This is a genomic window from Halegenticoccus soli, assembly GCF_002844195.1.
Lineage (GTDB): Archaea > Halobacteriota > Halobacteria > Halobacteriales > Haloferacaceae > Halegenticoccus > Halegenticoccus soli.
Window position 1 is genome coordinate 53,995 of sequence record NZ_PEND01000003.1, and the last position, 13,469, is coordinate 67,463.

General features: G+C 66.1%; 12 protein-coding genes. 4 read left to right on the plus strand and 8 right to left on the minus strand.

Annotated elements, in window-relative coordinates; genetic code table 11:
- Both CNO20_RS08885 and CNO20_RS08890 read left to right on the plus strand, forming a co-directional pair.
- The gene (locus CNO20_RS08885) at positions 1-1,071 is read left to right on the plus strand and encodes a zinc-binding dehydrogenase (RefSeq protein WP_199174780.1); all 1,071 of its coding nucleotides are present in this window, start codon (positions 1-3) and stop codon (positions 1,069-1,071) included.
- A 99-nt stretch (positions 1,072-1,170) separates the two neighbouring features.
- Positions 1,171-2,013: a sugar phosphate isomerase/epimerase family protein gene (locus tag CNO20_RS08890; protein WP_199174781.1), complete on the plus strand. Its 843-nt coding sequence runs from the start codon at positions 1,171-1,173 to the stop codon at positions 2,011-2,013.
- 45 nt (positions 2,014-2,058) lie between these two features.
- On the opposite strand, the gene CNO20_RS08895 is transcribed toward CNO20_RS08890, so the two are convergent.
- From CNO20_RS08895 to CNO20_RS08905, 3 genes are read right to left on the minus strand one after another with little or no spacing between them, the layout of a single operon-like run.
- Positions 2,059-2,904, minus strand: coding sequence for a Nif3-like dinuclear metal center hexameric protein (locus CNO20_RS08895; RefSeq protein WP_101295801.1), 846 nt, complete (start codon positions 2,902-2,904; stop codon positions 2,059-2,061).
- Positions 2,901-4,472, minus strand: coding sequence for an alpha-mannosidase (locus CNO20_RS08900; RefSeq protein ID WP_101295802.1), 1,572 nt, complete (start codon positions 4,470-4,472; stop codon positions 2,901-2,903). The genes CNO20_RS08895 and CNO20_RS08900 overlap by 4 nt, the downstream gene beginning before the upstream one ends.
- A complete protein-coding gene (locus tag CNO20_RS08905) occupies positions 4,469-5,713 on the minus strand; it encodes a glycoside hydrolase family 38 N-terminal domain-containing protein (RefSeq protein ID WP_101295803.1) in 1,245 nt (414 codons plus the stop codon). Before CNO20_RS08905 ends, CNO20_RS08900 begins: the two co-directional genes overlap by 4 nt.
- A 104-nt stretch (positions 5,714-5,817) precedes the next feature.
- Between CNO20_RS08905 and CNO20_RS08910 the strand changes: the two genes are divergently transcribed.
- Positions 5,818-7,440, plus strand: a complete 1,623-nt coding sequence (locus tag CNO20_RS08910; protein ID WP_101295804.1) for a sulfatase family protein — start codon at positions 5,818-5,820, stop codon at positions 7,438-7,440.
- 73 nt (positions 7,441-7,513) lie between these two features.
- On the opposite strand, the gene CNO20_RS08915 is transcribed toward CNO20_RS08910, so the two are convergent.
- The 3 genes from CNO20_RS08915 to CNO20_RS08925 all read right to left on the minus strand — a co-directional run bounded on the left by CNO20_RS08915 (position 7,514) and on the right by CNO20_RS08925 (position 10,546).
- Positions 7,514-8,989, minus strand: a complete 1,476-nt coding sequence (locus tag CNO20_RS08915; RefSeq protein WP_101295805.1) for an amidase — start codon at positions 8,987-8,989, stop codon at positions 7,514-7,516.
- A 12-nt stretch (positions 8,990-9,001) separates the two neighbouring features.
- On the minus strand, positions 9,002-10,027 hold the full coding sequence (locus CNO20_RS08920) for a Gfo/Idh/MocA family protein (RefSeq protein ID WP_101295806.1): 1,026 nt from the start codon (positions 10,025-10,027) through the stop codon (positions 9,002-9,004).
- A gap of 72 nt (positions 10,028-10,099) precedes the next feature.
- Positions 10,100-10,546, minus strand: coding sequence for a universal stress protein (locus CNO20_RS08925; RefSeq protein WP_101295807.1), 447 nt, complete (start codon positions 10,544-10,546; stop codon positions 10,100-10,102).
- A gap of 125 nt (positions 10,547-10,671) precedes the next feature.
- On the opposite strand from CNO20_RS08925, the gene CNO20_RS08930 reads away from it, so the two are divergent.
- Complete coding sequence (locus tag CNO20_RS08930) at positions 10,672-11,430, plus strand: ThuA domain-containing protein (RefSeq protein WP_101295808.1); 759 nt, start codon at positions 10,672-10,674, stop codon at positions 11,428-11,430.
- A gap of 73 nt (positions 11,431-11,503) precedes the next feature.
- On the opposite strand, the gene CNO20_RS08935 is transcribed toward CNO20_RS08930, so the two are convergent.
- Together CNO20_RS08935 and CNO20_RS08940 are read right to left on the minus strand one after the other, a co-directional pair.
- On the minus strand, positions 11,504-12,238 hold the full coding sequence (locus CNO20_RS08935; protein WP_101295809.1) for a sugar phosphate isomerase/epimerase family protein: 735 nt from the start codon (positions 12,236-12,238) through the stop codon (positions 11,504-11,506).
- Between the two features lies 1 nt (position 12,239).
- Complete coding sequence (locus CNO20_RS08940; RefSeq protein ID WP_101295810.1) at positions 12,240-13,355, minus strand: Gfo/Idh/MocA family protein; 1,116 nt, start codon at positions 13,353-13,355, stop codon at positions 12,240-12,242.
- Between the last annotated feature and the right edge of the window lie 114 nt (positions 13,356-13,469).

Genomic DNA, 13,469 nt, shown 5'->3' on the forward strand with positions numbered 1-13,469 from the left:
ATGAGTAGGCAATCCACGACCGAGCAGGTCGCACAGCGGAGCGACCGGATGCCGGCGGTCGTCAACTACGAACCGGAGCGCGTCGAGCTTCGAGAGGTTGACGTTCCCGAGATCGACGAGGGCGGGGCGCTGGTTCGGGTCGAGGCGGTGGGAATCTGCGGCAGTGACGTCCACCAGTGGCACGGGAGTCACAGCTGGGACGTGAACTATCCCGTCACGCTCGGCCACGAGTTCGGCGGCGTGATCGAGGAGATTGAGAGAAGCGACGAGTTCGCACCCGGCGACCGCGTCGTCAGCGAGACGGCGGCCGAGATCGACGAGACGTCTCCGCTCAGTCGTCGAGGGTTGTACAACCTCGACCCTTCCCGGAAAGGGTTCGGCTACGGGACCGACGGCGCGATGGCGCAGTACGTCGCCGTCCCGGTGCGGTGTCTCCACCACATCCCCGACGATCTCCCGTTCGAGCGGGCCGCGCTGGCCGAACCGTGCAGCGTCGCCTACAACGCCGTCTGCGGAAACGCAGACGTCAACCCCGGCGACAGCGTGCTCGTACTCGGCCCTGGGCCGATCGGCCTCCTGTGCGTCCAGATGGCGGCGCTGGCCGGCGCGAGCACTGTCGTTGTTCAGGGAGTACCTGCCGACCAAGATCGACTCCGCGTCGCCGAGCAGCTCGGTGCGACGCACACCGCGACCGACGACCCCTCGGATTTGGTCGACGACGTCGGCGATGGCCTCGGCGTCGACACCGTCATCGACGCTGCGGGCGTTTCCGCAGCGTTCGAAACGGCGATGGAGGCGGTTCGTCCGGACGGTCACATCACCAAAGTCGGTTGGGGGCCGCAACCGATGGAGTACAGCATGGATCCAGTTGTCCAGAAGGCGGTCACAGTACAGGGAAGCTTCTCGCACACGTGGTCAATCTGGGAGAAGGTCATCACACTACTCAGCACTGGTCAACTCGACGTCGAACCGATCGTCGACCGCGTGGCACCGCTCGAAGAGTGGCGCGATTGCTTCGCGGGAATGCACGACCGCGACTACATCAAGTGCGTCCTGACGCCGAACGCATGAGTCGGATCCCGATACAGGCCAGACAGACGGAGGTGACCGCCTGACATGCCGCTCGCCGCGTTTCCAAAGTGCTATCTCGGCCGACTGATAGACGGCGAGATGAACCTCGAAGAATGGTTCGACGTCGCAAGCGACATCGGCGTTGACGGTGTCGAGTTCTACTGGGGCATCACGCCCGACGATGATCCTGCAGAACTGGAGTACCTGCGATCGGCCGCCGCCGACCGCGGACTCTCGATTCCGATGATGTGCTACTCGCCGGACTTCACCAACCCCGATCCCGAAACGCGCCGAGAGGAGGTTGAACGGGAGAAGCGCGCCATCGAATCGACCGCACGGCTCGGCGGGAGCTACTGTCGGGTTCTCTCGGGCCAGCGACGACCGGATGTTTCCCGGGAGGAAGGATTGGCGTGGGTGAGCGACTGTATCGAGGAACTGCTCCCCCACGCGGCCGCCTACGAGGTGACGCTCGTGCTCGAGAACCACTACAAGGACGACTACTGGGAGCACCCGGAGTTCGCCCAGCAGATGGACCTCTTTCTCGACCTACTCGATCGCGTAGACGAGAGTGCGTGGTTCGGCGTCAACTACGATCCCTCGAACGCCATCATCGCGGGCGACGATCCGCTCGAACTGCTGGAAGCGGTAGCCGATCGGGTCGCGACGATGCACGCGAGCGACCGGTACCTCGAAGGAGGGACTATGGAGGATCTCCGCGAGATGGAGGCGGAGGGCGGTCGGGGGTACGCCGACATCCTCCAGCACGGTGTCGTCGGCGAAGGGATGATCGATTACGACGCGGTGTTCTCGATACTCGCCGACGCCGGCTTCGACGGCTGGATCTCCATCGAGGACGGCTACGACGCCGAGAAGGGAAAGGATCACCTCGACCGCTCGGCTCGGTTTCTCCGCGAGAAGATGGCCGAACACGGCCTCGCGTGACGCCGTCCACGCTGTAAACCCGGCTCCCGACGCGGGATCGCCGGCTCACCCGCGGACAAGCTCGAACATGCAGCCCTGCTCGACGTGGTAGACCGGCACGTCGGGAAACGCACCGTCGAGGTGTTCGGCGAGCAGTTCGACGCTTTTCACCTCACTGGTCGCGTGATTCACGACGACGACCGGCACGCCCGCGTCGACCGCGACGTGCCCGTCCCGCCAGTACGTGAACCCGTCGTCGGAGCAGACGACCATGTCCGGATCGTACGCGTCGAATAGGTGTCGGAAGGGCGTGATTGCGCCAGTTCCGACGGCGATCCGAGAGACGGGCGTCGTCGCCTCGCCGAGCAGTTCGACCGCGTCCTGGCCGACGTTGCGGACCGCACCTGCGATCTGGCTGGCCGCTTCCCGGGCGGTTCGCTCGCCGACGTCGTACACGCGGTAGTAATCACCGCGTCCGAACGCCGCGGGCGGCGTCGACATCGTTTCTACCGGCACCTCGTCGTCTGGCTCAAAGCCGAGGTGACGCCCCCACGCGTCCGGTACACCGATTTCCGGGTACTGGTCCCAGAGATCGTGGCAGCGGAGGATCACGAGACCGTGCTCTTCGATGAACCGCTGCTTGGCGTCTATCAGCTCGACGACGCTCGGCGGGTGATTCCCTGGGATCGGTTCCTCGTCATGGTCGTAGTACGTACCCTCGTGGATGATGAAGACGTTGCAGCCGAGTTCGACGGCGCGTTCCAGCGCCCACATATAGCTCATCCAGCCGACGGCGATCCCCTCCACGTCCGCGTGCGGATCGCCCGTTTTGAACGTGTCGACCGTGTCGTCCCAGTCAACCCACCCGTCGTCGAGCGACCGCAGGTAAGTGCGAATCTCGCTCGCCTTCATGCGCCCCCCTCGAAGGAGAGACGGACGACGCGCAATTCCCGCGGACTGAGGTCGACCTCAAACGCGTCACGGGTCGCGTCGAGTGACCGTTCGGGGGTGTCCTCGCCCAGAAGCCCGACGATTCGCGCCGCCGCAATGTCGAGCACGCCAGGGCCGACCGCTGCGGTGCGGGCCTCGTCGCTCGCGTTCAACAGGCCGATGTCGAGCTCGCGCCCGTCGGTCACCGTATCCCCGCTTCCGCCAGTTAGTACGCCCACGCCGGCGACGGGGGCGGTCTCGATCCCGATCGCCCGCGTCGGGCGGATGAAGGGGATGAGCACGGGCGGTTCGGGGAGATCGAGGAGACTTCCACTCTCGGGGAGCGCCGGGTTGATTCCCGCTTCCGCAATCGGCTGGACGAGCGGTATCGCGTGTTCGGCGCCCGCGCCCGCGGTGTGGGCCCGCGCCTCGTCGAAGGGGCCGTCGTGGGGGCGCAGGTGGTACCGCGCTCGTACACGTCCGGGCTGGTGAGCGCGGAAGTTCGTGTTGTAGTAATTCGTGGTCACCCATCCGAGCAGGAGCGCCCGATCGAGGGCGAATTCGCGGTTGTGGTCGCCGAACCGGAAGCCGCCGAACTGCACCATCGGGTTCAGCGGACAGCCGACCGTCACCCCGCGGTGGTCGTTCGACAGTTCGACCCACCGCTGAGCGGTAAAGTAGTCCCGACACGACCCCGGTAACTGGTCGACGCCGGAGCGCACCGCCTGCCCGCCGACGTCGACGTGTGCTCGCGGCTCGGGCAGCGCGAACGGGAATGCCAGATATGTCGACGCAGGGAGCGTGTCACGGCTCTCCTCCCACGTCGCTTCGAGGACGACTTCGGCCCCCTCGCGCGGGACGACCGCCCTCAGGTCGACGGCCGACGCGAGTCCCTCGACCGCCAGCGTCTGCCGGACGTCGTAGCCGAGCGGCGTCCGGTACACCCGGTGGCGGATCACCTGCTCGGGACCGTACCGCTCGGCGTGCCAGTCGGTCTGGTACCCCCACGTCGGCGACTCCCACGAGGTGTCGGTCCCGGCCTCGGCCTCGACGAGGTCTGGCGCCGCGTTCCACAGCCCGTCCGGGTTGTCCTCGCCGGCGGACGGCGCCCGAAACAGTCGGTCTCGCGGTCTCTCTCCGTGCGGGTCGGCGAGCCGCTCTCGCACGATGCCCGCGAGCGGGTAGTCGGCCTCCTCGTCGACCCACTCACAGTCGAGACGCTTGTCCCACCATCCGGCGATACCGCCCCGATCCCGGTCGAACGTGATGCGGTACGTGTCAGTTTCGACGACGCGCCGCTCGTCGAACGGCCAGCCGCCATTCGAACGTAGCTCCTCCGTCGGAACGACGGCGTAGCCGTAGCCGGGGACATCCGTCGGAGGGAGCAGGAAGGCGTCGTCGTTGATCGAACGGTCCTGCCAGTGGCGGGCCGACAGGTCGTCGTCCGGACGGCCGCGGGGGTGGACGGCGTACTTCGAGACGGGGCCCGAAACCGTCCGCGCCCACGGGAGCGGGTTCGCGACGAGCACCCGGTCGTACGCGTCGCTCATCGCGCGTCCTCCGGACCGACGACGCGGCGTGCGAACTCGGCGGTCGCGTCGCGACGGAGCAACAGGCTCCGACTTCGAGCCTCGTAGGCGTGTTTGGCCTTGTGGTGCCACTGGCTGCGCGTGTCTTCGGATTCCGGCTGTTCGACCGAGACGTCCGCACCCCACGTGTGCTCGTCGTACATCGTCACGGCACGCCACGCGCGTTCGCGTTCGGCCGGTCCGCTCCGCCGCGCAGGCTGTCGGTTGTCCCGTCCGGCACCCATCGCGGTCAGGGCAGCCTCCACCGCGTCGGCCGTCCGCAGCCGACGGCGGCTCTCCCGCGCGATCGCCGTCTCTCGCGCGCTGGTGATCGAGCCGAAGTTCCAGTAATCGGTCCAATCGCCGCGGTACGCCGGGAGCTCCGCGTCGCAGGACGCGACGGCCTCCCACCACTCGGTCGGCGTCGCGAGGCGGAGCGACGGGAGGTCCCCGTCCGCCACGTCGGGGCGACCGTTCCACTCGCTGACGAACGCGGGAAGCTCCGCGAACGGGGGGTTGTTGTCGAAGAAGGGGTGGGTCGTCTGCACCATCAGTATCGGCGGGGAGTAGTCGATTCGGTCGAGGAGCGCTTCGAGTCGAGGGAGCCATCGTTCGGCGAGTGCCTCGGCGTCCCGGCCGATGCCCATGTTGTAGCCGCCGCCGTACTGAAAGCCGTTGTACGTCCGGAGCGTTCGACCGCTCGGTCCCTCCCAGCGGAAGGCCATCGGTCGATCCAGCGGAGCGCCCCCCCAGTGTCTGTTGACCGCCATCGAGAACCCGTCGATACCTGCGTCGAGGAGGCGGTCGACGAGAGGCCAGTTGTGCCCGTTCACGTCGCCGTTCATCGCGGTCCGGATCTCGAATCCGTACTCCTCGCGGAGCCGTCTGAGCGGCCGAAGCGACTCGACGAGCTCCGCTTGATCGTACAGGGGCGTGAGGTTTCCGAGCATGGCGCTCACCTCGATGCGTCCCCGCTCTTCGAGCGCCCGGAACCTGGCGAGACGCTCGTCGTCCGCGGTCCGAAGCCACCGCAGCAATGGTTCGGTCGTCTCGACCGTCCAGCGGAACGCCTCGTGATCCGGGCGGTCGAGGCCGCGTTCGGCGAGGTCGACGGCTCTCTCGATGAACCGGCGCTGGAGGTCCCAGACGACCGGCTGGTCGTGCGTGTATCCGACGTCCGTGTGACAGTGGTGGACGACGAATATCTCGTCGAGTTGGCTCATCTGAACACCGCCCCTGTCACGGGCTACCGTTATATACGTTCGTCTCTCGGTCTCGCGTCACACGAGAACACCTACCACCTCCGACGCCGTCGGTACGACCGTGGATGAATCGGCCAAACGTCATCTGTTTCGTTCTTGACCAGCTGCGGTACGATCACCTCGGCTACGCCGGCAACGCGACCGTCGAAACGCCGAACATCGACGCGCTCGCCGAGCGAGGGGTCGCGCTCTCGCGCGCGTACGTCGCCAACCCGCTGTGTATGCCCGCACGGGCCAGTCTGTTCACCGGATTGATGCCTCGGGATCACGGCGTCCGGACGAACGGTATCCCGCTCGATCCCTCATTGCCGACACTGCCCGGCGCGCTCCGGGACGCGGGCTACCGGACACACGCGGTCGGCAAGCTCCACCTGCACACCTACGATCTCCCGAACGGTGCCGATGTCGCGGAGAGTGCCTCCGCGAACGTGACCGAGGCCGAATCCGCTGCAGGCGCTATCAACGGTTCGTCGGCGGAAGCGGGCGTCGTCGCGCCGGAGGAGTTCCCCGAGGCGCGATCGCTGTGGAACGTGGGGCGTCACCGGGCGCTGCCGGAACCGTACTATGGCCTCGAAACCGCGGACTTCACCGGCGGACACGTGAGTTGGATCTTCGGACAGTACCGCCAGTGGCTCGAACGCGAGCGTCCGGACGCCGCGGCTCGCCTGCGCGAAGATCACCCCGGCAACGATCCCCGGCCGGCTCCCCAAACGTTCGACTGGTCGCTTCCCGAGGAACTCCACTACAACCGGTGGATCGCCGACCGATCCCGCGAATTCATCGGGTTGTCGGGGGGCGACGACCCGTTTTTCCTCTGGTGTTCGTTCCCCGACCCGCACCACCCCTTCGCCGCGCCCGAACCGTGGGGGAGCATGTATGACCCCGACAGGGTGGATCTCCCGACACGGCGCGAGGGCGAACTCGACGACCTGCCGCCGTTTTATCGTGAGGCCTACGCCGACACCGACACGCAACTCAGCGGGTTCCACGGAACGAGCGATCTCTCCGACGACGAGCTTCGAGAACAGGTCGCCGTGACGTATGGCATGATCAGCTTCGTCGACCGGGAGATCGGACGCGTCTTGACCGCGCTCGACGACGCGGGGCTTCGCGGGGAGACGCTTGTCGTGTTCACGTCCGATCACGGAGACATGATGGGCGACCACTGGATGCTCCGCAAGGGACCGTTCCACTTCGAAGGGTTGCTCCGCGTTCCGATGGTGTGGAGCTGGCCGGGAAAGCTCCCGGCCGGTCGGCGAAGCGACGGGCTCGTCAGTGCCGTCGACGTCGCGCCGACGGTGTTAGACCTCTGCGACGTACCGATCCCGGAAGGACGGGTGCCCCCGGAACGCGAGGCGGCGCAGGAGCCTCCGGCGTGGCCGGGCCGATCGCTCCGCCCGCAACTGGCGGGCGAGATCGACGCCGTCCGCGACGGCGCCGTCGTCGAGAACGACGAGGACTACCTCGGCCTCCGGGTCCGCACGTACGTCACCGACCGCTACAAGCTGACGGTGTACCCGGGCGAGCCGTACGGAGAGTTATTCGATCTGCGCGCGGATCCCGAAGAGCTGTACAACCGATGGGATGACGAACGGTACGCCGACGTCCGCGGGCGGTTACTCTCGGAGTTCTTCGAGCAATACGTCCTTCACGAACGGGGGCTCCCCCGGCGGTTGTGCCACGCGTAGCCGTGTCGTGAGAACGACGGTGTTTCGCCCGGTACAGGTGGAAGCCGTCGTCAGTCTTCTCAGCGCGCGGGGCTCAGGCGCTCTGTTCGAATGCGTAGGCGGTGTCGAGCAGGTCCTTCTCTCCGTGCCACGGACCGATCAACTGAAGGCCGACCGGGAGGCCGTCGACGTCGCCGCACGGGACACTGAGCGCCGGGTGACCGGTCACGTTCGCCGGCGCGAGCGCGCCGTTCGGTGGCGGCATTTCCTCGTTACCGAATGCACCGAGTTCGGGGGCGACCGTGGGCGTCGACGGCGTCACCAGCACATCGTACGCTTCGAGCGCCTCGTCGACGACATCGGTGAGCGCGGCGCGGAGATTCTGTGCCCGGACGTAGTGGTAGCCGCCGTGGTTGAACAGGAGATGAGCCCCGAGGAGGATAACCTCCTTCGGGACGGAGCTGATATCGTCGCTGGTGGCCCGACGAACCCGCTCGAACCCTTTCGCGAGGCTCGGAATTCCCGCCCGACGGCGCCAGAGGCCGATGTCGTTGGTGAAGTACGCGGCGGCGAACTCCGCCGGGGCGATTCCCCACCACGCCGCGCCGACGTGGTCGAGTTCCGGCACTTCGATCGTGTCGACAGTCGCGCCACGCGACTCAAGGCGATCGAGCGCGGCGTCGAACTCCTCCAGCACCGAGTCGCGTGCGAATCCGTCGGTGTACCGGCCGAGCACACCGAACCGCGTGTCGGAGAGGTCACGCCCGAGATCGTCGACGAAGCGCTCGCGTCCCTCGCGGGGAAGCGGGTCGGCGATGACTTCCATCCCGCGGGCGGCGGTCTCTACGTCGGCCGCCATCGGACCGATTTCTTCGAGCGAATCGCCCTGCGTGACGAACCCGCGTTTGGAGACGCGCCCGTGGGTGGGCTTCAGCCCCACGACACCGCAGTAGCTCGCCGGAATGCGGATGCTTCCCCCCGTGTCGGACCCGAGCGCGAGGTCGACAGTGCCGGCGGCGACGGCGGCGCCGCTCCCACCAGAGGAGCCTCCGGCGACCCGCTCGGCGTCGTGAGGGTTCGTCACTGGGTCGAAGGCGCTGCTCTCGCTCGTCGGCCCCATGGCGAACTCGTCCAGGTTCGTCTTCCCGCGGAGGCGAGCGCCGGCGTCGAGGAGGCGCTCGACGACTGTCGCGTGCGCTCCGGGGACGAACCCCTCGAAGCCGCGCGAGGCGTTCGTCAACTCCACGCCGCGGACGCAGATGTTGTCTTTCACACCGACCTCGACGTCCGAGAGTAATCCATCGGCGCCCGTCCGGACGAGATCGAATAGGGTGATCCACGCGTTGTGTGGGTTCTCACCGTCCGTTGGCCGGTACGGCGGCTCTCCGTACGTGTCTCCGCCGCCCGAAAAATCGCACAGCGCGTCGAGTGCTGCGGATTCCAGGTCGGCGTACGCGTCGGATTCCGAGTAGGCTGCGGCGGCCGCCGCCTCCCCCTTGGTCACCTCCATGCCGATCTGCTCGGCGAGCGCTTCCGCATCGGCCTCCGAGAGGCGTCTGTACATGCTCATTGTCGTCAAGCGTCAGTAGTCGAGGTCAACGTCGACCTGTTTACCGGTCCAGGCGGACTCGTAAGCCGCCTCGGTCACGGCCGTCGACAGGAGCCCGTCGTGAACGGTGGCCGGCGGTTCGCTGCCGGTCTCGATGGCCTCGATGAAGGCGTCGGCCTTCGGAATCTCCGATCCCAAATTGATATTCGGCGTGCGGATGTCGCCGTCGCCGTCGATGCTGCGGAATCGGCGGGGATTCCACTCGTGACCGTCGATGAGCGTCGCGCCATCCTCGCCCCAGAACTGGTAGGCCTCGCTCACGCGCGGAGCGTCTCCCGAGACGGCGATGGTCGCGACGCCGCCGTTCTCGAACCGGACCGTGAGCCCCGCCTGGATGTCGATCCGTTCTTCGTCGTCGTGAAACGTCATCTGGGCGGTCACCGACAAGGGTGTCTCGTCCATCACCCACAGCACCGCATCGACGACGTGACTCCCGGAGTCGTACAGCTGTCCGCCGCCGCTCAGGTCGGCGGTGGCCTTCCAGGACCCGCGCACCGCGTTGATCCAGTCCTGGGTGAGCTCGGCGGTGACGAACTCGGGGCTCGTCTCGCGCTCGCTCCAGTATTCGCGGGCCGTTCGGAAGGCGGTATCGAGGTGCCGTTGGTACCCGAGCATCACCGTTCGGTCGGACTGCTCGACCCGGCGGACGAGGTCCTTGGCGTCGTCGAGGGACGTACAGAGCGGCTTTTCGCAGAGGACGTGGAGGTCGCGCTCCAGGCCTGCCACGATCTGTTCGTGGTGGAGCGCATGGGGCGTCGTTATCACCAACCCATCGAGGTCCTCCTCTTCGAGCATGCGCTCGTACTCTTCGTACCGTGATTCTTCAGGGACACCGAGTTCATCCGCCGCCTCGATGAGAACGTCGGGATTGAGTTCGGCCAGTGCGCCGACGGTCGCCCGGTCGTGGCGGCGGAACTCTCGTCCCATCGCCTTGCCGAGAAAGCCGGTCCCGATAATTCCCGCTCGAAACGGTACCTCAGCAGAGTACGTGCTCTCCATGCTCCAGTTCACCACTATCGTGTGGTGTGTTAAGTGTTTTCAATTGAGCAGGAAACGGCCGCGATCTCCGCGTTACTCGGTCCGAACGACGACCGAGCCCTCGAAGTTGAGGATGATCGATTGCGCGTCGTCGCCGAAGAGCACCTTCCCCGTCGGCGACCGCTTCGTGCCGGTGACGAAGATGTAATCGCAGCCGTGGGTGCGCGCCGCCGCGAGGATCTCGTCGCGTCTCTCGCCCAGCGCGCCGACGGGAGTGATCGACACGTCCAGATCGTCGAGGAGTTCGGTGCCGGCGTTGGCGGCGTACTGGCGGGCGCCCTCCTGAGCCGTCTCGACGCTGTACATCGACGTTCCCGACGATACCTCGGCGAGACGATCCTGATTCTCCTGGAACTCCTCCTCGGTCGTCACGTGCAGGATCACGACCTCGGCGCCGACGCCCGCGGCCAATTCCCCGGCCTCGCGCACCATTTCCCTCGATCGGTCGTCCGAATCAACAACTGCCAGTGCTCGTTGCATAGTGGACAGTTTCGTCGTCCGTATTTATTTCTTGGTGGTGAGTTCCACGCTGTGCGGCGCGGGCACGAGATGTTTGATGAATGAGGGATACCTTTTTGCATGCCGCCGAAACCTGTTCAGACGCGATGGTTCAGGTCACCGTATGGAACGAACACCGTAGCGAGACGAAACACGAGCGCGGGCGCGAGCTCTATCCGGACGGCATCCACGCCGAACTCGCCGCGCTACTCGAAGCCGAAAACCATGACGTACGGACGGCGACGCTGGACGAACCCGACCACGGACTGACCGACGATGTCCTCGAAGCGACAGACGTTCTGCTGTGGTGGGGTCACGAGGCCCACGACGAGGTCGCGGACGATATCGTCGAGAAGGTAACAGAGCGGGTGCTCGACGGAATGGGCCTCCTGGTTCTCCACTCGGCACACTACTCCAAGATCTTCCAGGAGCTCATGGGTACGACCGGGTCGCTGAAGTGGCGCGACACGCGGCTGACCGACGGCGAGCGCGAGCGCGTCTGGATCGTCGAGCCGGGTCACCCGATCGTCGACGGACTGGACGAGGAGTACATCGAGATCCCGCAGGCGGAGATGTACGGCGAACGCTTCGACATCCCAGCGCCCGACACGCTCGTCACCATCAGCTGGTTCGAGGGCGGCGAAGTGTTCCGCTCAGGGTGCTGTTATCAACGTGGAAAGGGGCGAGTGTTCTACTTCCGTCCGGGTCACGAAACGTATCCGGTCTACAAGCAGGACGGCGTCCGGACGGTCATCGCCAACGCTGTTCAGTGGGCGGCACCCGTCGACGGGCCCGAACCGGAGTTCGCCGACCAGCGCGACCCGCTCGAAGAGATCGAGGAGGGCCGTCCTCCCGAACACCGGTAAGCGGACGCCGATGTGCCGTTCGTCCTCGGTTTCGTCGCACCGTAGCTGATCGGTTACCCCATCCGATCTCGTTTTAACGTCCCAGGAGGTCGTCAAGCCGCTCCGCTCCCAGACAGAGCGACTCGGTCGGATCGTCGGGAGCGTCGTGCTCGTAGATGAACCACTCCGCGCCCGCCTCGATGGCTGCATCGACGCAGGCGGCGAGGTCCACGTCGCCCTCGCCGATTTCGGCGGGGCTCCCGTCGTCGAGATCGACGTCTTTGATGTGGATCAGCGGACATCTGCCGTCGAGCACCGATAGGAGGTCGACGGGGTCACGCCCTCCCTCGGCGGCCCAGCCGACGTCAAGTTCGTACAGCACCGACGGCGACGTTCTTTCGATCAGGCGATCGAACGCCGTCCGGCCGTTCACGTCCCCGAACTCGTGAGCGTGATTGTGGTAGAAGAGGCGGCAGCCGTCGGATCCGAGGCGGTCGGCGACGCGTTCGAGGGACGTCGCCGTCGACGCGAGCGCCTCGAGAGAGGCGAAGTGGTCATGGTCGAGGTACGGGACGACGACCGACTCGCAATCGAAGCTGCCGACTGTCTCGACAACCCCCCCGGGATCCTCGTCAACGCGGTCGTAGCTGACATGAGCGCCGGCGCACGCGATTCCGTGATCGTCGAGTGCGTCCCCGAGTGCGACAGGGTCGTCGGGAAGTCCGGCGAGTTCGATGCCGTCGTAGCCGGCGCTGGCGACGCGTCCGACGAGGTCGGGAAGCGGTTCATCGATATCCCGAACGGTGAACAGCTGTATTGCGCTGCGCATGTCAGTCGAGGGCCATCGGCTCTTCGACCACGATCTCGTTCGGCTCCAGCTGGACCGGGCGACCGCCGTGCTCGCTCGATTGGTAAATTGCCTCGATGACGCGCTGGACGGTGAGTGCCTCGGCGATCGTGCTTATCCCCGGAGAATCACCCGTCGCCACGGCGCCGAGGAAGCACTCCGCCTGGGCCTCTTTGCAGTCCTGCTCGGGGACCCTCACCGCCGAATCGACGTGGTGAGTGGTGCCGACGTCCCTGGTCTCGTAGAGTGTCAGGTGTCCCTCCGCTTTGTCGAGCGTCGCGCCGGCCTCCGTCCCCCGGAGAGAAATCGTCTCCTCCCACTCGCCGTTCGTCGCCCACGCGATGTCGAGCGAGACGGTCTGTCCATCGGCTGTCTGCAACAGGGCCATCGCGGAGTCTTCGACGTCGAACGCGCCGGCCCCGGCGTCGTCGCCCCACATCTCCAGATATCTGTAGTCGTCGCGGTTTCCGAACTCCGACCGCGTAACGCCCGTGACCTGGGTCACTTCGGGGTGACCGAGTACGTGTAGCGTCAGATCGATGATGTGGACGCCAATGTCGATCAGGGCGCCGCCGCCGGCGACTTCCTTGGCGGTGAACCACGATCCCCGCCCGGGGACGCCTCGTCGCCGCAAGTAGTTCGTTTCGACGCGGGTCACGTCACCGAGGTAACCGCCCTCGACGTACCCCTGCAGCGCGGTCGCGGCGTTCAGAAAGCGGTTGTGGAAGCCGACCATCCCGAAGGCGTCGGAGGCAGCCGCGGCTGCGGCGATTCGCTCGGCGCTGTCGAGTGTGTGCGCCAGCGGTTTCTCCAAGAGGAGATCGATGTCGGCCTCGAAGGCATCGACCGCCGCGGGTTCGTGGAACTTGTTCGGCGTGGTGACGATGACGGCGTCCAGTTCCTCTTCGGCGTACAGTTCCTCGTGCGAGGCGTACGTGTCGACTCCCCACTTTCGGTTGTAGTGACGGCGTGCGTCTTCGACGATGTCTGCGCCGGCAACTACGTCGTGTCCTGCATTCTCGACCAGTTCCGTGTGCCAGTGGCCCATCGACCCGAGTCCGACGATGCCGACGCGGACATCATTGTTACGTTCTTCCATGTAGACGGCTCACAATTTGCCCACAGAACCGTATGTATTGCGATTTCTCAGATGAATCTTGGCGCGTTCGCACCGATTCGCGGGAACGATTCCGCGACACCTCCGTCACCGGAT

Coding starts and splice junctions, on each gene's coding strand:
- CNO20_RS08890 (WP_199174781.1), top strand. CDS start 1,171: ATGAACCTCGAAGAATGGTTCGACGTCGCAAGCGACATCGGCGTTGAC.
- CNO20_RS08910 (WP_101295804.1), top strand. CDS start 5,818: ATGAATCGGCCAAACGTCATCTGTTTCGTTCTTGACCAGCTGCGGTAC.
- CNO20_RS08895 (WP_101295801.1), bottom strand. CDS start 2,904: ATGAAGGCGAGCGAGATTCGCACTTACCTGCGGTCGCTCGACGACGGG.
- CNO20_RS08915 (WP_101295805.1), bottom strand. CDS start 8,989: ATGAGCATGTACAGACGCCTCTCGGAGGCCGATGCGGAAGCGCTCGCC.
- CNO20_RS08925 (WP_101295807.1), bottom strand. CDS start 10,546: ATGCAACGAGCACTGGCAGTTGTTGATTCGGACGACCGATCGAGGGAA.
- CNO20_RS08940 (WP_101295810.1), bottom strand. CDS start 13,355: ATGGAAGAACGTAACAATGATGTCCGCGTCGGCATCGTCGGACTCGGG.
- CNO20_RS08885 (WP_199174780.1), top strand. CDS start 1: ATGAGTAGGCAATCCACGACCGAGCAGGTCGCACAGCGGAGCGACCGG.
- CNO20_RS08930 (WP_101295808.1), top strand. CDS start 10,672: ATGGTTCAGGTCACCGTATGGAACGAACACCGTAGCGAGACGAAACAC.
- CNO20_RS08935 (WP_101295809.1), bottom strand. CDS start 12,238: ATGCGCAGCGCAATACAGCTGTTCACCGTTCGGGATATCGATGAACCG.
- CNO20_RS08900 (WP_101295802.1), bottom strand. CDS start 4,472: ATGAGCGACGCGTACGACCGGGTGCTCGTCGCGAACCCGCTCCCGTGG.
- CNO20_RS08905 (WP_101295803.1), bottom strand. CDS start 5,713: ATGAGCCAACTCGACGAGATATTCGTCGTCCACCACTGTCACACGGAC.
- CNO20_RS08920 (WP_101295806.1), bottom strand. CDS start 10,027: ATGGAGAGCACGTACTCTGCTGAGGTACCGTTTCGAGCGGGAATTATC.